At 68.3% G+C, this 18,358-nt stretch carries 14 protein-coding genes and 1 tRNA gene; 11 read left to right on the plus strand and 4 right to left on the minus strand.

From position 1 onward, the window contains the following. Positions 1-14 precede the first annotated feature (14 nt). On the minus strand, positions 15-980 hold the full coding sequence (locus tag AC3WS6_RS05340; protein WP_492500027.1) for a serine hydrolase domain-containing protein: 966 nt from the start codon (positions 978-980) through the stop codon (positions 15-17). 68 nt (positions 981-1,048) lie between these two features. Here AC3WS6_RS05340 and AC3WS6_RS05345 point away from each other — a divergent pair, with 68 nt between their 5' ends. The 9 genes from AC3WS6_RS05345 to AC3WS6_RS05385 all read left to right on the plus strand — a co-directional run bounded on the left by AC3WS6_RS05345 (position 1,049) and on the right by AC3WS6_RS05385 (position 10,383). Next, positions 1,049-2,824 carry an ABC transporter ATP-binding protein gene (locus AC3WS6_RS05345; protein ID WP_492500028.1) on the plus strand — a complete coding sequence of 592 codons (1,776 nt, stop codon included), beginning with the start codon at positions 1,049-1,051 and terminating at the stop codon, positions 2,822-2,824. A 28-nt stretch (positions 2,825-2,852) separates the two neighbouring features. Next, positions 2,853-3,944 (plus strand): Gfo/Idh/MocA family protein, encoded by a 1,092-nt coding sequence (locus AC3WS6_RS05350; RefSeq protein WP_492500029.1) that lies wholly within the window; start codon positions 2,853-2,855, stop codon positions 3,942-3,944. Beyond that, the gene (locus tag AC3WS6_RS05355) at positions 3,941-4,867 is read left to right on the plus strand and encodes a glycoside hydrolase family protein (protein WP_492500030.1); all 927 of its coding nucleotides are present in this window, start codon (positions 3,941-3,943) and stop codon (positions 4,865-4,867) included. Before AC3WS6_RS05350 ends, AC3WS6_RS05355 begins: the two co-directional genes overlap by 4 nt. A gap of 161 nt (positions 4,868-5,028) precedes the next feature. Next, positions 5,029-6,324: an ABC transporter substrate-binding protein gene (locus AC3WS6_RS05360; RefSeq protein ID WP_492500031.1), complete on the plus strand. Its 1,296-nt coding sequence runs from the start codon at positions 5,029-5,031 to the stop codon at positions 6,322-6,324. Between the two features lie 65 nt (positions 6,325-6,389). Next, positions 6,390-7,391, plus strand: a complete 1,002-nt coding sequence (locus AC3WS6_RS05365) for a carbohydrate ABC transporter permease (protein WP_492500032.1) — start codon at positions 6,390-6,392, stop codon at positions 7,389-7,391. Further along, positions 7,388-8,293 carry a carbohydrate ABC transporter permease gene (locus tag AC3WS6_RS05370; RefSeq protein ID WP_492500033.1) on the plus strand — a complete coding sequence of 302 codons (906 nt, stop codon included), beginning with the start codon at positions 7,388-7,390 and terminating at the stop codon, positions 8,291-8,293. The genes AC3WS6_RS05365 and AC3WS6_RS05370 overlap by 4 nt, the downstream gene beginning before the upstream one ends. A gap of 2 nt (positions 8,294-8,295) precedes the next feature. Continuing rightward, positions 8,296-8,973 (plus strand): hypothetical protein, encoded by a 678-nt coding sequence (locus AC3WS6_RS05375; RefSeq protein WP_492500034.1) that lies wholly within the window; start codon positions 8,296-8,298, stop codon positions 8,971-8,973. A 55-nt stretch (positions 8,974-9,028) separates the two neighbouring features. Then, positions 9,029-10,051, plus strand: coding sequence for a LacI family DNA-binding transcriptional regulator (locus AC3WS6_RS05380; protein WP_492500035.1), 1,023 nt, complete (start codon positions 9,029-9,031; stop codon positions 10,049-10,051). A gap of 243 nt (positions 10,052-10,294) precedes the next feature. Then, positions 10,295-10,383 (plus strand) — tRNA-Ser (locus tag AC3WS6_RS05385). 43 nt (positions 10,384-10,426) lie between these two features. Here the strand turns inward: AC3WS6_RS05385 and AC3WS6_RS05390 are convergent. From AC3WS6_RS05390 to AC3WS6_RS05400, 3 genes are all read right to left on the minus strand, one after another. Continuing rightward, positions 10,427-10,867 (minus strand): hypothetical protein, encoded by a 441-nt coding sequence (locus tag AC3WS6_RS05390; RefSeq protein WP_492500036.1) that lies wholly within the window; start codon positions 10,865-10,867, stop codon positions 10,427-10,429. Positions 10,868-10,892: 25 nt separating this feature from the next. Continuing rightward, positions 10,893-13,505, minus strand: a complete 2,613-nt coding sequence (locus AC3WS6_RS05395; RefSeq protein WP_492500037.1) for an excinuclease ABC subunit UvrA — start codon at positions 13,503-13,505, stop codon at positions 10,893-10,895. Between the two features lie 136 nt (positions 13,506-13,641). Then, the gene (locus AC3WS6_RS05400; protein WP_492500038.1) at positions 13,642-14,754 is read right to left on the minus strand and encodes an ROK family protein; all 1,113 of its coding nucleotides are present in this window, start codon (positions 14,752-14,754) and stop codon (positions 13,642-13,644) included. 100 nt (positions 14,755-14,854) lie between these two features. On the opposite strand from AC3WS6_RS05400, the gene AC3WS6_RS05405 reads away from it, so the two are divergent. Further along, positions 14,855-17,023 carry an alpha-galactosidase gene (locus AC3WS6_RS05405; protein WP_492500039.1) on the plus strand — a complete coding sequence of 723 codons (2,169 nt, stop codon included), beginning with the start codon at positions 14,855-14,857 and terminating at the stop codon, positions 17,021-17,023. Between the two features lie 48 nt (positions 17,024-17,071). Beyond that, a complete protein-coding gene (locus AC3WS6_RS05410) occupies positions 17,072-18,358 on the plus strand; it encodes an ABC transporter substrate-binding protein (protein ID WP_492500040.1) in 1,287 nt (428 codons plus the stop codon).

Consider the following 18,358-nt stretch of genomic DNA (forward strand, 5'->3'; position numbering starts at 1 on the left):
CCGTTCGCCGCCGGTCAGAGACCGGTCACGATCGCGTTGTCGAGCTCGTCGGCATCCACGCCCGGGCGCACGGCGGCGTTCGTCAGCAGCACCCACGCGATACCCGCGCCCGGATGCACCCAGAATTCGGTGCCGGCCCAGCCGCCGTGGCCGTAGGTGTCACGGTCGATGAGCCCGGGCGCACGGGTGCGCAGGTTGAACGTGAACCCCCAGTCCTGGCCGCGCTCGCGGGGGTACGGATCGAGCCGGGGGATGTCGCCCGTCAGGGGCCGCCGCATCATCGCCAGGCCGGCGGGCGACAGGACGCCGTCACTGTCGCCGCGCCCGACCCTCAGCAGCTCCGCGCCCAGGTGCAGCAGGTCTTCGGCCCGGCCCAAGAGCCCGGCCCCCGGGGCGCGTGTGGCATGGAACCGTTCGAGATCGAGTCCGCCGGCCTCCGCATCCGGCACGCCGACCGACTGCGCGGTGTCGAGCGTCAGGCCGTCGGCGCCGATGCCGTGCGCCCAGTCGAGGGTGCCGGCATCCCATGTGGTGCCCGTCGCGTGCTCGATCAGGGCGGCGATGCCCTCGAAGGCGAGCGTCGAGTACCGCGACGCGGTGCCTGCCGCGAAGTCCCTCCCGCGGGTGAGCAGCTCGCGGCGCAGTGGCACGTCGGTGTCGAGGGGAGGTTCGGAGATGCCCGAGGTGTGCGAGGCGAGATGCCACAGTCGCACCGTGTCGTCGCGCGTCGCGCCGAAGTCGGGAAGGGCATCGGCGAGCGGGGTGTGCGGGGTGAGCAGACCCCGCTCGATCGCTCTCGCGGCGGTGATGCCGGTGAGCACCTTCGTGATCGAGAACAGCGGGTAGACGGCGTCGGTCGCCACGCCGAAGCCCTCGAGATCGACGATGCCGTCTGCCGTCGCCATGCCGAGCACGGCCGTGGGAAGGCGATCCGTCTGCACGTGGCGACGGGCCCAGTCGAATGCTGCGTGGAAGGTCATGGGGTGCTCCCGGCCGATTCGGGTCGCCGTGCTTCCCCGGCGACAGTTCGTGACTCTACGATAGGACCATGGCACAGAAAGCGCTTTCCCACCCGGCCGCGCTCATCGACGGCCAGCATCCGACCCGATCTGTGCTGCGCCTCGTCGCTCGGCGCCCGTGGAGACTCACCTTCGCGATCACCGCCTTCGCGATCAAAGAGATCCCGATGTGGTTCCTGCCGGTGATCACAGCCGCGATCATCGATGTCGTGGCCACCGACGGCGACGTGAGCGAGGTGCTGTGGTGGTTCGCGCTCGCCGCGGTGCTGCTGCTGCAGAACTATCCGAACCACATCATCTACACGCGCAACTTCATGACCGTGGTGCGCGACCTCGGTGCCGATCTGCGCAACGCCCTGACTGCGCGACTGCAGAGCCTGTCGATCGGATACCACACGCGCGTGAGCTCATCGATCGTGCAGACCAAGGTCGTGCGCGACGTCGAGAACGTCGAGCTCATGCTGCAGCAGGTCACGCACCCGCTGCTGTCGTCGACCATGGTCATGATCGGCGCCCTCTCCATGACGGCCATCACCGTGCCGCAGTTCCTTCCCGTCTACGCGCTCGCCGTGCCCATCGCCATCGGCATCCGCTACGGCATGCGCAACCGCTCCCAGACCCGCAATGAAGTCTTCCGCCGCGAGATCGAGACCCTGTCGGCGCGCGTCGGCGAGATGGCCTCGCTGATCCCCGTCACCCGTGCCCACGGCCTCGAGCAGACGGCGATCACGCGCGTCGCCGGAGGTGCAGACGGCGTGCGTCGCGCGGGTCTCGACCTCGATCTTCTGAACGGCCGTGTCGCTTCGATCTCGTGGGTCGCGATGCAGCTGCTGGGCGTCGCATGCCTCATGCTCGCCGCCGTGTGCGCCCTCACGGGCATCCTCCCCATCACGCCCGGCGAGGTCGTGATGCTCTCGAGCTATTTCACCCTGCTCACCGGTGGACTCACCCAGCTGCTCATGCTGATCCCGGTCGGTGCCCGCGGCCTCGAGTCGGTGCGCTCGATCGCCGAGGTTCTGCAGGAGCCCGACATCGAGCAGAACTCCGGCAAGCGCATCGTGTCGCGCGTGGAGGGCGAGATCGTGCTCGACGCCGCGTCTCATCGATACGCGGATGCCGACGACGACGCCCTGGTCGACATCGATCTGCGGATAGCCCCCGGAGAGACCGTCGCCTTCGTGGGCTCGTCGGGCTCGGGCAAGTCGACCCTCCTGAATCTCGTCCTCGGATTCGTCCGACCCTCGAGCGGCCGCATCCTGCTCGACGGCTCCGACATGCAGGAGCTCGATCTGCGAACGGTGCGTCGCTCGATCTCGGTCGTGCCGCAGGAGTCGGTGCTGTTCGAGGGGTCGGTGTTCGACAACATCGCCTACGGCATGCCCGACGTCACGCCCGATCGCGTCGAGCGGGCGCTGCGAGACGCCAACGCCTGGGAGTTCGTGAGCGAGCAGCCCGAGGGCTGGCACACCGTCGTCGGCGAGAGGGGAGCGCGCCTGTCGGGCGGCCAGCGCCAGCGACTGGCCATCGCGCGCGCACTCGTGCGCGACCCGAGGATCCTGCTGCTCGACGAGGCGACCAGCGCTCTCGATCCCGAATCGGAGGGTCTCGTCAAAGAGGCGCTCGAACGCCTCATGCGGGGCCGGACCACACTTGTGGTGGCGCACCGGCTCTCGACCATTCGCCAGGCCGACCGCATCGTGGTGCTGGAGCGCGGGCGGATCGTCGAACAGGGGTCGCACGAGGAGCTGCTCGCCGCCGACGGTCGATACGCTCGATTGCATCTGGTGCAGAACGGTATGAGATGACCCCGACTCACCGTCCTGAGGAGGACACATGACATCCGAGAAGATCCTTCGCGCAGCCCTGGTCGGCACCGGATCCGTCGCGAACTCGCACGCGCGGGCGGTCGCGGCGTATCCCCGAGCCGAGCTCGTCGCGGTCGCCGACCTGAGCCTCGAGAAGGCCGAGGAGTTCGCCGCTCGATACGGTGTCGAGGCCGCGTACGGCGACCTCGACGAGATGCTCGCGGCCGCGCACCCCGATGTGGTGCTGATCTGCACGCCGCCGGCGCCGCACCGCGCGCAGTCGCTCGCCGCCCTCGCAGCGGGTGCGCACGTCATCGTCGAGAAGCCACCGGCACCCTCGTTGCGCGAGCTCGACGACATGCGCGCCGCAGCGGCGACGGCGGGCCGGCAGCTCGCGGTCGTCTTCCAGCAGCGCACCGGCACGGCCGCCGCGCACGTGCGCGGCCTGCTGCAGAGCGGCGCGCTGGGACGCCCGCTCGTGGCGGTGTGCGAGACGCTGTGGTTCCGCGACGCCGACTACTTCGCCGTGCCGTGGCGCGGCAAGTGGCAGACCGAGGGCGGCGGGACGACTCTCGGTCACGGCATCCACCAGATCGATCTGCTCGCACACCTTCTGGGTGACTGGTCGGCGGTCAGAGGGGAACTGTGGCGGCTCGACCGCGAGACCGAGACCGAAGACGTCTCGACGGCGACCGTCGTCTTCCAGCAGGGCGTCGTTGCGCAGCTGGTCACGAGCGCGGTCTCGCCGCGCGAGGCGAGCTCGATCCGCATCGATACGCAGAAGGCCACGATCACGGTCGATCACCTGTACGGCCACGGCCACGAGAACTGGCGCATCACCCCTGCTCCCGGCTTCGAGTCGGAGGCCGACTCCTGGGCGTTCCCGGATGCCGAGGAGCGCAGCGACCACGAGCCGCTGCTGCGCGACGTGTTCGACGCTCTTCTCGCCGGGGAGCCGCTTCCGCCCACGGCGGATGCTCCTGCCCGTTCCCTCGAGATCGTGGCGGCGATCTACGCCTCGGCGGCTGCTGGCGGCGCCGTCGTGACTCCCGAGACGCTCGCGGCGCACCCCACGCACCGCGACGGCTTCGAGAGCCCTGTCGCCGACCTGCGCCGATGATCGAGCTGTATCGGGATCCGATCTACGACGGAGTGACCGATCCGCGCGTCGTGATCGACGGCAGTGGGCACTGGTGGATGTTCTACACGCAGCGGCGAGCGAACCTCGACGACCCGGGTCGCGGGGTGTCGTGGGTCCATGGCAGTCGGATCGGCGTCGCCACCTCGGTCGACGGGTTGAGCTGGAACTATGAAGGCACGCTCGAGCCGATGGCATCCGGTCTGGAGCTCGAACAGGGCCCTCCTCCGGCGGACGTGGATCGAACCCATTGGGCGCCCGAGGTCGTCTGGGACGGCACGCGCTGGCGCATGTATCTCACCGAGATCGACGGCATCCCCGATCGATGGCCCGGGTTCGCGCGGGAGATCGTGGAGTACTCCTCGGACGATCTGCGTCGGTGGACCCGGCGGGGCCCGCTGCAGCTGAGCAGCGATCGGGTGATCGACGCGGCCGTCGCGCAGACGTCCGACGGACTCTGGCGGCTCTGGTACAAAGACGAGGCCGCGGACTCGGTGACGATGGTCGCGTCGTCTCCCGACCTGCGCGAGTGGGCCCTCGACGGGGTGGCGATCGGAGGTCGCCCGCACGAGGGGCCCACGGTGTTCGAACTCGGCGGCTTCTGGTGGATGATCGTCGACGAGTGGCGGGGGATGGGCGTATACCGCTCGGATGACGGCACCGACTGGACGCGACAGGGCGGGGATGACGCCGTGATCCTCGACACGGCGGCCGGGGGAGGATGCGGCAGCCACGGCGCGCATGTGCAGCACGGCGAGGAGATGTGGTTCTACTTCTTCGGCTTCGCCGAGGACGCTCCGGTTCACGCGCAGACGGGGGAGCCCCGGCGGTCCGCGATATACCGGTTAGGTCTCGACGTCCAGGCCGGGAAGCTGATCGTGAAAGAATCGGAACCGCCGCGGTAATCGATGTAAAACATCCCGCGATTTCTCGCTTGCGAAACGTTTCAATTTCGATTAGCGTGCAGGTAAGCGTTTTCCCCGCACCGGGAGAACAGACCCGCAGCATATGGACACTGGCGTTCCGCGGCCCTGCCGAACGAGGACGTTCATCAGAGAGGACAACGATGTTCAGCAAGAAGCGTCTGGCGGCCGCAGCGGCCGTCGCCACCAGCGCAGCGCTGGTACTCGCCGGCTGCGCCGGCGGTGGCACCCCCGAGGGCGGGGCCACCTACGACCCCGACGAGAAGGTCACACTCGACCTCGCATTCTGGGGCAACGACGTGCGCGCCGATCTGTACAACCAGGCGATCGCGGCGTTCAACGAGGAGTACCCGAACATCACGGTCAACGCGACCTTCCTCGGGTTCCCCGAGTTCTGGGAGAAGCGTCAGACCGAGGCCGCCGGTGGTGGACTCCCCGACGTGATGCAGTTCGACTACTCATACCTGCGTCAGTACTCCGAGAACGGACTGCTGCTCGACCTCGAGCCGTACCTCGGATCCGTCATCGAGACCGACCCCCTGCCCGAGAACATCCTCGGCATCGGTGTCGTCGACGACACCACGTACGGCATCGCGACCTCCACCAACGCGTGGGGCATGTTCACGAACCCCGTCCTCCTCGAGACGGCGGGCGTCGAGCAGTTCGCCGGCGGCGACTGGGAAGACTACGACGAGTGGATCGGCGAGGTCACCGATGCGAGCGGCGGAGCATTCTGGGGCGGGTCCGACTGGACCGGCCGCATCCAGAACTTCGAGATCCAGCTGCGCAGCGAGGGCAAGAACCTCTTCGACGAAGACGGCACCCCCGGCTTCGACGAAGAGCGTCTGAAGGAGTTCTGGGAGGCCGGAGCCGACATCCGCGACGGTGCCGTCGTGCCGCAGCAGACCGTCGAGGAGCTCACCCCCCTCACGGCGTTCGACGCCGCGAAGAACGCCAGCGAACTGACCTGGGACAACTTCGGAGCCGGCTACCTCGCGAACCTCGGCGAGAGCTACACCGAGCTCGGCCTGGTCGCCCCTCCGGTCACGGAGGAGGGCGCCAAGGACCTCTACCTGAAGCCGTCGATGCTGCACACCATCTCGGCCAAGACCGAGCACCCGGAAGCGGCCGCGACGCTCGTCAACTTCCTGGTCAACTCGCCCGAGTCCGGTGAGATCTTCGGCACGAACCGCGGCCTGCCGGCATCCGAGACCGCTCTCGAAGCCGCCGACCTCGACCCGATGAGCCAGCTCGTCAAGGACTACGAGGAGTCCATCGCGGACCGTCTCGGCGACGCTCCTCCTGTGCCGATCGTCGGCTACGGCACGCTCGAAGAGAAGTTCCGCGTGCTGGGCACCGAGCTGAACTACGGCACGACCACGGTCGACGACGCGGTGACGCAGTTCTTCTCCGAGATGGACGTCGTCCTCAACCAGTGATTCCGTCGGTGGGCCGGGCGACACGTCCGGCCCACCGCATCCCACCCACTTCGGAAGGAGCTGTCATGAGCACGACGGCCACGAGGACGATCGTCACGGGCAAGAAGCCCGGGCGCGGGAAGGCGCTGCGCAGCGGCCGCCGTCCTGAGAACGAGCTCGAGCGGCCGGGCCAGAAGGCCCGCCTGCGTCGCGAGACGGCGACCGGATACGCGTTCCTGACGCCCTGGCTGATCGGATTCTTCGGTCTGACGGGTGTGCCGATGGTGTACTCGCTGTACCTGTCCTTCACGAAGTACAACATCTTCCAGCCGCCCAAGTGGATCGGGCTCGACAACTACATCCGGCTCTTCACGAGCGACCCGAACTTCATCCAGTCGGCGCAGATCACTCTGGTCTACGTGTTCATCGGAACACCGATCACGCTCGCGGCCGCGCTCGCCGTCGCGATGCTCCTGAACTACCGCGACAAGGGCGCGGGATTCTTCCGCTCCGCGTTCTACGCCCCCTCCCTGATCGGCGGCTCGGTCTCGGTCGCGATCGTGTGGCGGGCGATGTTCTCGTCCGACGGACCCGTCGACAGCGGTCTGCAGATCTTCGGCGTCGACCTCGGGGGGTGGATCGGCAACCCCAGCCTCGTGCTGCCGATGATGATCCTGCTCGCCGTGTGGCAGTTCGGCGCGACCATGGTGATCTTCCTCGCCGGTCTGAAGCAGATCCCCAAAGAGCTGTATGAGGCTGCCGAGATGGACGGCGCGAACGCGTTCCGCCGATTCCGTGCGGTCACGATCCCGATGCTCTCGCCGGTCATGTTCTTCAACCTGCTGCTGGGGCTGATCGGCGCCTTCCAGGTGTTCGCGTCGGCGTACATCATCTCCAACGGCACCGGCGGCCCCGCCGGCATGACGAACTTCATCACCGTGTACCTGTACAAGCGCGGATTCTCCGACGGACAGATGGGCTACGCGGCGGCGATCGCGTGGGTCCTCCTGGTGGTCGTCGCGATCATCGCCTTCATCCTCTTCCGCACCCAGAGGTCGTGGGTGCACTACTCGGGAGACGACAAATGAGCATCACCACCCCCACGACCGAGGCTGTCGTCACGGCATCCGCCTCGACTCCGCGTCGCCGCATCAAGCGCAAGACCTGGCAGACCGTCATCTGGTTCATCGGCCTGATCGTGCTCACCGCAGTGGTGCTCTACCCGCTGCTCTGGCTGTTCCTGTCGACGTTCAAGCCGAACTCCGAGTTCGGTCAGAACCCGGGCCTGCTCCCCAACGCGCCGACGATCGAGAACTACGGCAAGGTCATGGAGGGCATCGCCGGCGTGCCGATGTGGCGCTTCTTCCTGAACTCGCTGATCCTCGCCGCATCCGCGGTCGTGGGCACCGTGCTCTCGTCGGCTCTCGCCGCGTACGCGTTCGCCCGGGTGCAGTTCAAGGGCCTCGGAGTGCTGTTCGCAGCCATGATCGGCACGCTGCTGCTGCCGTTCCACGTCGTGATCATCCCGCAGTACATCATCTTCAATCAGCTCGGCTGGGTCGACACGTTCATCCCGCTGATCCTGCCGAAGTTCCTCGCCACCGAGGCGTTCTTCGTCTTCCTCCTCGTGCAGTTCATCCGTCAGATGCCGCGCGACATGGACGAGGCCGCGAAGATCGACGGTGCAGGTCACCTGCGGATCTTCTGGTCGATCATCCTCCCGCTGATCAAGCCGGCGCTGATCACCTGTGCGATCTTCTCGTTCATCTGGGCGTGGAACGACTTCCTCGGGCCGCTGCTCTACCTCACGAGCCCCGAGAACTACCCGCTCCCGATCGCACTGCGCCTCTACAACGACCAGACCTCGTCGTCTGACTACGGCGCCACGGTGACGGCCTCGTTCGTCGCCCTGCTCCCGGTGCTGCTGTTCTTCGTGGTCTTCCAGCGCTTCCTCGTCGACGGCGTCGCCACGCAGGGACTGAAGGGCTAACCATGTCGGTCATCAGCGGCGACCGTCGGGCTCATCGGGCAGCGAAGCGTGAGGCGCGCTCCGGCGCCGGCCCCACGGTCGCCGGCATCGAACCGGGAGCCAACCCCGGTGCGACCGCCAAGTTCGGCCTCTTCGGCGAGGTGCTCACGATCGGTCTGATGATGACGATCGTGGCTCTCGGCGTCGTCACGCTGCCGATCGCGCTGGCGGCCGGCATCCGCCACCTGCGTCGCTTCGTGGCCGCAGAGGACTCGCGGGCCGGACTGTTCTGGCAGGACGTGCGCGCAGGCATCCTGCCGTCGCTCGTCATCGGAGTCCCGGCCGTGCTGATCGCCACCGTGCTCGCGATCGATGTGGTGGTCGCAGGCTCCGGCGCGCTGCCCGGAGGCGAGACCATCGCGGTCGTCGGCTGGGTGGGTCTGCTGGCGCTGTGCGTCGGGGTGCTCTTCACGGCCGGTGCCTGGTCGCCCGAGCTCGGATGGAAGGCGGCGCTCCGCGCGGTTCCCGCGGCCATCAGGTCGGATGTCGCCGGCGCCGCCTACATCGCGGCTGCGGCGATCTTCACCGGGGTCGTGACGTGGGCGCTCGCGCCCCTGTTCATCGCGGGCATCGGCTGCGCGGCGCTGGCCGTCGTCGCCGTGCCGGGGCGTCGTCGGCATCGGGAGAACCGCGCGGGATGAGAGGGTAGTCGTTGGCGCTCGCGACGGCGCGAGCGCACACGGACGGAGGCACGCCATGGCTGTAGGGGTGAAAGACGTCGCTGCTGCCGCCGGCGTCTCGGTCGGCACCGTCTCGAACGTGCTGAATCAGCCGGAGCGGGTGTCGGCGCGCACTGTCGAGAAGGTGCAGCGCGTCATCCAGGAGCTCGGTTTCGTGCGCAACGACGCGGCCAGACAGCTGCGAGCCGGGCGCAGTCGCAGCATCGGACTCGTCGTGCCCGACATCGGCAACCCGTTCTTCGCGGAGGTCGTGCGTGGCGCGGAGGACCGTGCAGCGGATGCCGGCATGACCGTGCTTCTCGGCAACAGCGACGAGCGTGACGAGCGGCAGCTCGCGCATCTCGAACTCTTTCAGGAGCAGCGGGTCAACGGCGTGCTGCTGACGCCCGCTTCCGATGATCTCTCCGCCGTGCACCGCTTCGCGACGGGCGGCATGCCGGTGATCCTCGTCGACCGCGAGGTGGAGAAGGGGCTGCTGCCCTCGGTCTCGGTCGACGACGTCGAGGGCGGGCGTCTGGCCGCCGAGCATCTGCTGTCGGGGGGTCGCCGGCGGCTGGCGTTCATCGGTGGACCGCAGTCGGTGCAGCAGGTCGCCGATCGTCTGAGGGGTGTGCAGGCGGCGGTGGCCGCTCACCCCGACGCCGCTCTGGAGATCTTCGAGCAGTCCGCCCTCACGGTGCTGCAGGGCCGAGCAGCCGGCGAACTCATCGCCGCGCGTGCCGCGGATTCGAGGCCGGATGCCGTGTTCGCCGCGAACGATCTGCTGGCCGTCGGACTCCTGCAGGCGTTCAGCTTCGGTTCCGCGATCCGGGTGCCGGATGACATCGCGATGGTCGGTTACGACGACATCGACTTCGCTTCGGCCACCGTCGTGCCGCTGAGTTCGGTGCGCCAGCCGGCCAGGCTGCTCGGCTGGACCGGGGTCGACCTGCTGCTCAAGGAGCTCGATGGCGTCGAACACGATCGCCGCGTGCGATTCCAGCCCGAGCTCGTGGTGCGCGAGTCCAGCGCGTCTGCGAACCCGCCTCCCGGTCGTTGAGCGAAGACGACGGATCCGCGCTTCGTCCGTTGAGCGACGGACCCCGGACCCGCCTCTCGTTCGTTGAGCGAAGACGACGGAGTCGACTGAGACGAAACGTCGCGAGCCGTTCCGCGGAACTCGCCGCCTTTCGTCTCAGGCCGCTGCGCAGTCCGCACTCACCGATCGGTAGGGCGATTCGTGACTCCCGCTCGAACCCGTTATGATTGCAGGGTGCATCCGGTCTTCACGGAGCGGATGCCTGGAGACGTCGCATAGTCCGGCCGAGTGCACCACCCTGCTAAGGTGGAGTCCCCTCACGGGGACCAGGGGTTCAAATCCCCTCGTCTCCGCAGTATGAACCCCCGATCGGATCGAACTTTCTCGGGTGTGTGACTATCCGCCGTAGGACCCGTCGAGAACCTCGACGGTGGTCTCGGAATCGGGATACTTCACGCGGGTGTCCACGTCGTCATGACCGAGATCGGCGCAGATCGATGCGATCGTGTCGAGATGCTCGTTGAACGAGTCCAGGTCCTCGGGAAGGATGACCGTCTTCGCCTCGAGTTCGGGCGCCGCGTCTCCCGCGGCCGCGATCGCGTTCTCGAGGTCGCCCTCGGGCAGTGAGATCCCCTCGCGGAGGTGATCCCCGGCCGTCACCAGTGCTGTCGGATCCGCGGAGACCATGCTCATGTTGGCCTGGGTCGCCACGGTGTCGACCCACATGCACGCCGAACCGTTCAGAGCGGACTTCGTCTCGTCGTCCATCGGCGGACTGCAGGCCGAGAGCGCGAGGGTGAGCAGGGCGAGGGGCACAACCGAGACGGAGCGACGCATACAGACGAGGCTAGCGAACCCGGTGTCAGACACCGCTTCTGCGCTCCTGCGCCGCGATCGCTGCCGCGAGGTACGGCGCCGTCGTGCTGCCGCTCGCCGCGGCGACGGCCCGCGGAGTCCCCTCCGCCACGACCGTGCCACCGAGCTCTCCGGCGCCGGGACCCATGTCGATCACCCAGTCGGCCTGCGCGACCACACGCATGTCGTGTTCGACCATCACGACGGTGTTTCCGGCATCCACGAGGTGCTGCAGATGAACGAGAAGACGGTCGGCGTCGGAGGGATGCAGTCCCGAGGTGGGCTCGTCGAGCAGATAGAGGGTGTCGCCGTGCTGAGCACGTCGGAGCTCGGATGCCAGCTTGACGCGCTGTGCCTCGCCGCCCGAAAGCTCCGTCGCCGACTGGCCGAGGGGGAGGTATCCGAGACCGACGTCGAGGAGGGCGTCGAGATGCCGGGTGACTTCGGCATCGTCCGCGAAGATCGCACGCGCGTCGTTCACGCTGGTCGCGAGCACGTCGGCGATCGTGTGCCCTTCGAATTCGATCTCGAGGGTCTCGGGGTTGTACCGGGTGCCACCACAGGTGCCGCACGGGGCATGCACGGTGGGAAGGAAGAGCAGCTCCACCTCGACCGTGCCTTCGCCCTTGCAGGTGGGGCAGCGCCCGCTCGCCAGGTTGAACGAGAACCTGCTCGCGGCGTACCGCCGGCGGCGTGCTTCGGGCGTCGCGGCGAAGAGCGCGCGTACCCGGTCGAAGAGGCCCGTGTAGGTGGCCACGTTCGACCGCGACGTGCGTCCGATCGGCTTCTGACTCACCTGCACCACCCGCTTCACGCGGCCGGCGGGGCCGGAGGCCCGACCGGTCGTCTCCGTGGTCACGGCGGACATGAGGGGATCGGCGGTCGCGCGGCTCTGCTCGTCAGCGGATGCATCGATCGTCGCGCTGTCCAACTCGCTGGAGAGGCTCTTCTGCAGCAGATCGGGCAGCGCCTGGGTGACCAGCGACGACTTGCCCGAACCCGAGACGCCGGTGACGGCCGTGAGGCAGCCGAGGGGGATCGAGACCGAGACGCTGCGGAGGTTATTGCGCGAGACGTCGGCGAGTTCGAGCACGGCATCGGGTGTGCGGGGGCGGCGCGATGGTTCGTGCGGCGTCGCGTCACGCAGCTCATCGGCGAAGAGGTACCGCCGGGTCTGCGAGTCCTGCGCTTCGCGAAGCCCGTCGATCGGGCCGGAGTAGACGATCTCGCCCCCGGTCGAGCCCGCGCCGGGGCCGATGTCGACGATCCAGTCCGCATGTCGGATCACGTCGAGGGAGTGCTCGACGAAGAACACCGTGTTGCCCGAGTCTCGGAGCGAGCGGAGGATGCGCACGAGCGCTTCGCCGTCGGCGGGGTGGAGGCCGGCGGATGGCTCGTCGAGCACGAACATGACGCCGAAGAGCTGCGAGAGCACCTGGGTGGCGAGCCGCATGCGCTGAAGCTCGCCCGACGAGAGGGTGGGCGTCGACCGGTCCAGTGAGAGGTAGCCCAGACCGAGTTCGATGATGGGGGAGACCCTGTCGTGCAGCTCGTTCACCAGTCGGTGCGCCGCGAGACGCTTCTCGGGGGCGAGCGCACCGCCGGAGTGGTCGGAGCTCCCGCTTTCGAGTCGATCGAGTTCGCTCTCGAGGAGCGCCGCGAGGTCGGCGAGGGGGAGCGCGGCCATCTCGGTGATGTCGAGACCGGCGAACGTCACGGCGAGCGCCTCGGGCTTGAGACGACGACCGTCGCACAGCGGGCAGCGGACGCTGACCATGTAACCGGCCGCCTTCTCGCGCATCTTCGCGCTCTTCGAGTTGGCGAAGGTGTTGAGCACGTACTGCCGTACACCGACGAAGGTGCTCATGTACGACGGTTCGATGCCGGCGGCGACCGCCTTGCGCACCGCAGCGGGACCTCGGTCGGTGAACACCGGAACCTGCGGGGACTCCTCGGTGTACAGCACCCAGTCCCGCTGGTCCTCGGGGAGATCACGCCAGGGGATGTCGATGTCGTAGCCGAGCGAGATCAGGCTGTCGATGAGCTGCTTGCCGTGCCACGCCCTCGGCCAGGCGTCCAGAGCACGGTCGCGGATCGTCAGCGACTCGTCGGGCACCATGAGGTGCAGCGGCACGTCATACACCTGCCCGATTCCGTGGCACCGCGGGCAGGCTCCCTGCACGGTGTTCGCGGAGAAGTCCTCCGCGAACAGCGGCTCCGCCCCGGGCGGGTACGTGCCGACGCGAGAGAACAGCATCCGCACGACGTTGCCGATCGACGTGGCACTGCCCACGGTCGACCGAGCACTGCCCGCAGTGCGCTGCTGGGGGAGGGCGACCGCCGGAGGCAGGCCCTCGATGGCGTCGACGTCGGGGATGTCGACCTGGCTCATCAGGCGCCGGGCATAGGGCGCCACCGACTCGAAGTACCGACGCTGCGCCTCGGCGTAGAGGGTTCCGAAGGCCAGCGAGCTCTTGCCCGAGCCCGAGACTCCGGTGAAGGCGACGAGGGAATCGCGGGGGATCGCGACGTCGACATCGCGGAGATTGTGCACGCGGGCGCCGGTCACGACGATGGAGTTCGACGTGCCGGGATGCTTCGACGGTGTGGTCCCGTCCATCTTGGACCTCTTCTCGTATCCCGCGCACAGCGCGGATGGATGCGGCGATGGCCGGCTCCGCCCACGCTACCCGGCCCGTCCGACTTCGCCGGCGACCTTGACAGAGGGCGGTCGGGCGGCAAGTGGCCTCGGGTGATCAGTCGAGTCTGACGAACGCATCCTGAATGGCGACGGCCGCTGCGCCCCGCGCCCAGCCCGTGAATCCGCTGTCGTCGATGTGCAGACGAACCTCCGAGGCGCGGGGGTCGCGCGACTCGCGCACGGTGTTGCGCACGGTCTCCTCGGCGACGTCGAAGAGGCGCATCCCCTCACCCGCGAGCACGATGTCGGAGTAGAGGGTGAGGTTCGCCGAAAGGGCGATGAGCCGACCGAGGGCGCGGGCGCTGTCGTGCACGATGGCGGATGCCGCTGGGTCGCCCGACTCCGCGAGATCGAGGGCGGCGTCGTAGGTGAGCGGTCGGCCGAGCGCCATCGTGGCCTGGGCGGCGATGGACCCGGAGGTCAACATCGCCTGAGAGCATCCGCGGTGCCCCTCCTGGCAGATGGGGCCGTGCGGGTCGAGCGGGATGTGGCCACCGAGGCCGATCCCGGCATCGGGCGTACGCACGACCGCGCCGCCCGCGACGACGCCGTATCCGACGCCCGCGCCGATGGTGATCACGGCGAACCCGTCGAGGCCTCTGCCTGCGCCGAACCAGCGCTCGGCCTCGGTGAGCGCTATCAAGTCGTTCTCGACACGCACGGGGAGGCCGGTCGCCTGCGCGAGCGTGGCACCGAACGGCACATCGGTCCACTCGAGGAAGGATGCCCACTCCACGGTTGTGCCGTCGGTGATTCCACCGAGGCTCACGCCGATGCCCACAGGCGAGGGGTTCGATGCCGAGACTCGCTCGACGGCGGTAGCCACCGCGTCGAGCACGGCGTCGGGCTCGTGCGACTCGAGTGCGACGATGTGCTCGCCGATCAGACGGGCGCGGACGTCGGTCAGCACGGCGTACACATGCTCGCCCGTGATCTTCACGCCGACGAAGCTGCCGAGATCGGAGGAGATCTCCAGCGGCCGGGACGGTCTTCCGACGCCCTCGGCGACGTCGTCGAGTTCGATCAGGATGCCGCGGTCGACGAAAGGCCGTGTCAGGCGGGTGAGACTCGCCGGCGAGAGCCCGAGGCGGGTGGCCAAGGCGGTGCGAGAGATCGGGCCGTGGATCAGCACGGTCTTCGCGACCGCTGCCTCGCTCTCGGATAGCACGGGAACCCCCTTGTTTCTTTCATCATGGCATATATGGCAGGGCGGATGCGGCCGTCGGATGCTGTTGACCCGATAATTAGTTTCGTGATAGAAACAATCCATGCATTCCAATGACGTGATCCTCGAACCGTCGGCCGCCCGGGACGTCCGCGATGCCGACGTCCTCCACCTGCGTGCCGGAGGAACCAGCGTCGTGATGTCGATGGTCTCGCCGCCGTCGATCGTGCACTGGGGCGAGGACCTGGGCGATGCCGATCCGCAGACCCTGCACGGCCTCGCGGTGGCCGCCACGCCGCAGCGCGTCTCCGGCGGTCTCGACCTCACGCCGGTGCTCTCGGTCCTCCCGACCCCGGCCCACGGGTGGCTCGGAACTCCCGGGATCGAGGGCCACCGCGCCGGCAACGGCGTGAGCATCCGCTGGGCGGTCTCGGGCGTCGACGCCACGACCGATTCCGCGCGCATCTCGCTGACCGACGACGAAGAGCGCCTTGCTGCGACGCTCGAGCTGCGGGTCGGAGCGGGCGGTCTGTTCCACCAGCGGATCACCCTGCGAAACAGCGGCACGAGCCCGTACACGGTGCAGCGGCTCACCGCGGCCTTCCCACTCCCGTGGGATGCGACCGAGATCCTCGACACGACCGGGCGTCATCTGCGCGAGCGCTCGCCGCAGCGTCACGACTTCACGTTCGGCAGCTACAGCCGCGACAGCCGGCGCGGACGCCCGGGCGCCGATGCGACCCTGCTGCTCTGCGCCGGACGCCCGGGGTTCGGGTTCGAGACCGGGCGCGTGCACGGCATCCATGTCGCCTGGAGCGGCAACCACACCCTGCTGGCCGAGCGCATGGTCACGGGGGAGGCGTTCCTCGCCGGCGGAGAGCTCTACGGCTCGGGCGAGATCACGATCGAGCCCGGCTCGACTCTGACGACACCCTGGATCATCGGTTCCTGGGGAGACGGCCTCAATCAGCTCTCCTGGCGGTTCCACGACGAGCTGCGGGCCCGCCCGCAGCATCCGCAGCGACCGCGCCCCGTCACTCTCAACACGTGGGAGGCGGTGTACTTCGACCACGACCTCACCCGCCTGACCGACCTCGCGGACGCCGCGTCGGAGGTCGGGATCGAGCGCTTCGTGCTCGACGACGGCTGGTTCCGCGGGCGCCGCGACGACACCTCGGGCCTCGGCGACTGGCATGTCGACGAGACCGTCTGGCCCGAGGGGCTGCACCCGCTCGTCGACCACGTGCGGGCGCGCGGCATGGAGTTCGGCCTCTGGGTCGAGCCCGAGATGGTCAACCCCGACAGCGACATCGCGCGACAGCATCCGGACTGGATCCTGCGCTCGCGCGTCGAGCTGCCGCCGTCGGCACGGCAGCAGCAGGTGCTGAACCTCGCGCACCCCGACGCGTACGCGTACATCGCCGCCCGCCTGCACGCGCTGCTCGACGAGTACCCGATCGCCTACCTCAAGTGGGATCACAACCGCGACCTCGTCGATGCCGGACGCGGACCGGGCTCCGGCGCGCTCGTGCACGAGCACACGCTCGCCGCCTACCGCCTGTTCGACGAGCTCAAGGCCCAGCACCCCGGACTCGAGATCGAGAGCTGCGCATCCGGGGGCGCGCGCGTCGACCTCGGCATCCTCGAGCGCACGGATCGCATCTGGACGAGCGACTGTCTCGACCCGCTCGAGCGCCTCTCGATCCAGCGCTACACTGGTCTGCTGCTGCCGCCCGAGCTCATGGGGGCGCACATCACGAGCGAGACCGTGCACTCCACCGGTCGCGTCACCGACCTCGATCTCAGCGCCTCGATCGCCCTTCTCGGACACTTCGGCATCGAACGCGACATATCGGTCGCCGACGCCGACGACCGCACGCGCATCGCCGCCTGGGTCGCCTACGCCAAGCGCATCCGTCCGCTCGTGGCCACGGGGCACGTCGTGCATGTCGACGGCACGGATGACGGCATCGATGTGCGCGGGGTCGTGGCCGCCGACGCGTCGGAGGCCGTCTTCACGATCACGCAGGAGGCGACCTCGGTCGCGTATCCCGCCGGCCGCGTGCGGTTCCCGGGTCTCGACCCGAACCGCGCCTACCGCGTCTCGGTCGTCGCTCCCGCCGGAGCGCGCCCCGACGCAGGACAGTCCGAGCTGCTCTGGGCGCAGCAGGGCGTCGTCGTCACCGGGCGCCAGCTCGCCGTGGCCGGCATCCGTCCCCCCGTCCAGTACCCCGGTCGCGCGACCGTGGTCGAGATCACCACCCATAACTGACCCTGGCCGGTCTCGACCGGTTCACTCTCGCGCAAGGAGGCGCAGCACATGAAGATCATCCATCCGCTCCGAGGGGTCGCCGCGGCTGTCGCCGTGGTCGCTCTCGCCGGAGCTCTGGGAGGGTGCGCATCGAGCGCGGACTCCGAGGTCACGACCCTGGACTTCTTCCAGTTCAAGGGGGAGGCGCTCGAGGACTTCGACCAGATCATCGCCGAGTTCGAGGCCGAGAACCCCGACATCCGTGTGGTGCAGAACCAGGTCGCCGACTCGGAGACGCTGATCCGCACTCTCCTCGTCAAAGACCGCACCCCTGACGTGATCACCCTGAACGGCAACGGGAACTTCGGCGACCTCGCCGAAGCCGGGGTCTTCTACGACTTCTCCGACGAGCCGGTGCTCGACGCGATCAATCCCGGCGTGCAGGAGATCCTCGCGCAGCTCGGCAACGCCGACGGGGAGGTGAACAGCCTCGGCTATGTGAACAACGCCAACGGCATCATCTACAACCGCGAGATCTTCGAGGAGCAGGGGCTCGAGGTGCCCGAGACGTGGGACGAGCTTATCGCCCTCTGCGACACGCTCGTCGACCGGGGGATCACCCCGTTCTCGACGTCGCTCGCCGAGAACTGGACTGCGATGCCGTCGTGGAACGGCATCGGCGCGTATTACAGCCAGGATGGATTCTTCGACGAGATGCGCGCTGAGGGGGACTCGGTCGGACCGGATTCGCCCGTGTCGTTCGAGAGCGACTTCCCCGAGGCGATGGAGCGTCAGGCCCAGCTGTTCCAGTACTCGCAGGAAGGGTATCGCGGAGCCTCCTACGACGACAGCACCTCGCTGTTCGCGCAGGGCGGCGCAGCCATGATGCTCCAGGGCATCTGGGCGCTCAGCCCGGTCAAGGCCGTCAACCCCGACATCGACGCGGCGATCTTCCCGTACCCGGTGCCCGAGGATCCCGCCGATCGCATGCTGGTGTCGGGAGTCGACGTCGCCGTCACGATGGCCCGCGACACCCCTCACCGCGCGGAGGCCCTGCGCTTCATCGAGTTCCTCTTCCAGCCCGAGATCATCGAGCGCTTCGCCGCCTCGCAGACCATGGTCCCGTCGGTCATCGATGCCGAGCTGAGCGACGACCCGGCACTGCAGTCGATCGCCCCGTACTTCGACGACGGACAGATCACCGGATTCATCGATCATCAGGTCCCCGCTGCGATCCCGCTCGTCGGCGTCGTGCAGCAGTTCCTCTACGACGAAGACGCGGATGCCGCTCTTCGCACCCTCGACAACGAGTGGCGCAAGGTCGCCGCCCGCACGATCACCCCCGAGGAGGACTGA

Source organism: Microbacterium sp. EB106-03-03-XG65, assembly GCF_058791955.1.

Coding starts and splice junctions, on each gene's coding strand:
- AC3WS6_RS05375 (WP_492500034.1), top strand. CDS start 8,296: ATGTCGGTCATCAGCGGCGACCGTCGGGCTCATCGGGCAGCGAAGCGT.
- AC3WS6_RS05365 (WP_492500032.1), top strand. CDS start 6,390: ATGAGCACGACGGCCACGAGGACGATCGTCACGGGCAAGAAGCCCGGG.
- AC3WS6_RS05355 (WP_492500030.1), top strand. CDS start 3,941: ATGATCGAGCTGTATCGGGATCCGATCTACGACGGAGTGACCGATCCG.
- AC3WS6_RS05410 (WP_492500040.1), top strand. CDS start 17,072: ATGAAGATCATCCATCCGCTCCGAGGGGTCGCCGCGGCTGTCGCCGTG.
- AC3WS6_RS05350 (WP_492500029.1), top strand. CDS start 2,853: ATGACATCCGAGAAGATCCTTCGCGCAGCCCTGGTCGGCACCGGATCC.
- AC3WS6_RS05370 (WP_492500033.1), top strand. CDS start 7,388: ATGAGCATCACCACCCCCACGACCGAGGCTGTCGTCACGGCATCCGCC.
- AC3WS6_RS05345 (WP_492500028.1), top strand. CDS start 1,049: ATGGCACAGAAAGCGCTTTCCCACCCGGCCGCGCTCATCGACGGCCAG.
- AC3WS6_RS05340 (WP_492500027.1), bottom strand. CDS start 980: ATGACCTTCCACGCAGCATTCGACTGGGCCCGTCGCCACGTGCAGACG.
- AC3WS6_RS05405 (WP_492500039.1), top strand. CDS start 14,855: ATGCATTCCAATGACGTGATCCTCGAACCGTCGGCCGCCCGGGACGTC.
- AC3WS6_RS05380 (WP_492500035.1), top strand. CDS start 9,029: ATGGCTGTAGGGGTGAAAGACGTCGCTGCTGCCGCCGGCGTCTCGGTC.
- AC3WS6_RS05390 (WP_492500036.1), bottom strand. CDS start 10,867: ATGCGTCGCTCCGTCTCGGTTGTGCCCCTCGCCCTGCTCACCCTCGCG.
- AC3WS6_RS05395 (WP_492500037.1), bottom strand. CDS start 13,505: ATGGACGGGACCACACCGTCGAAGCATCCCGGCACGTCGAACTCCATC.
- AC3WS6_RS05360 (WP_492500031.1), top strand. CDS start 5,029: ATGTTCAGCAAGAAGCGTCTGGCGGCCGCAGCGGCCGTCGCCACCAGC.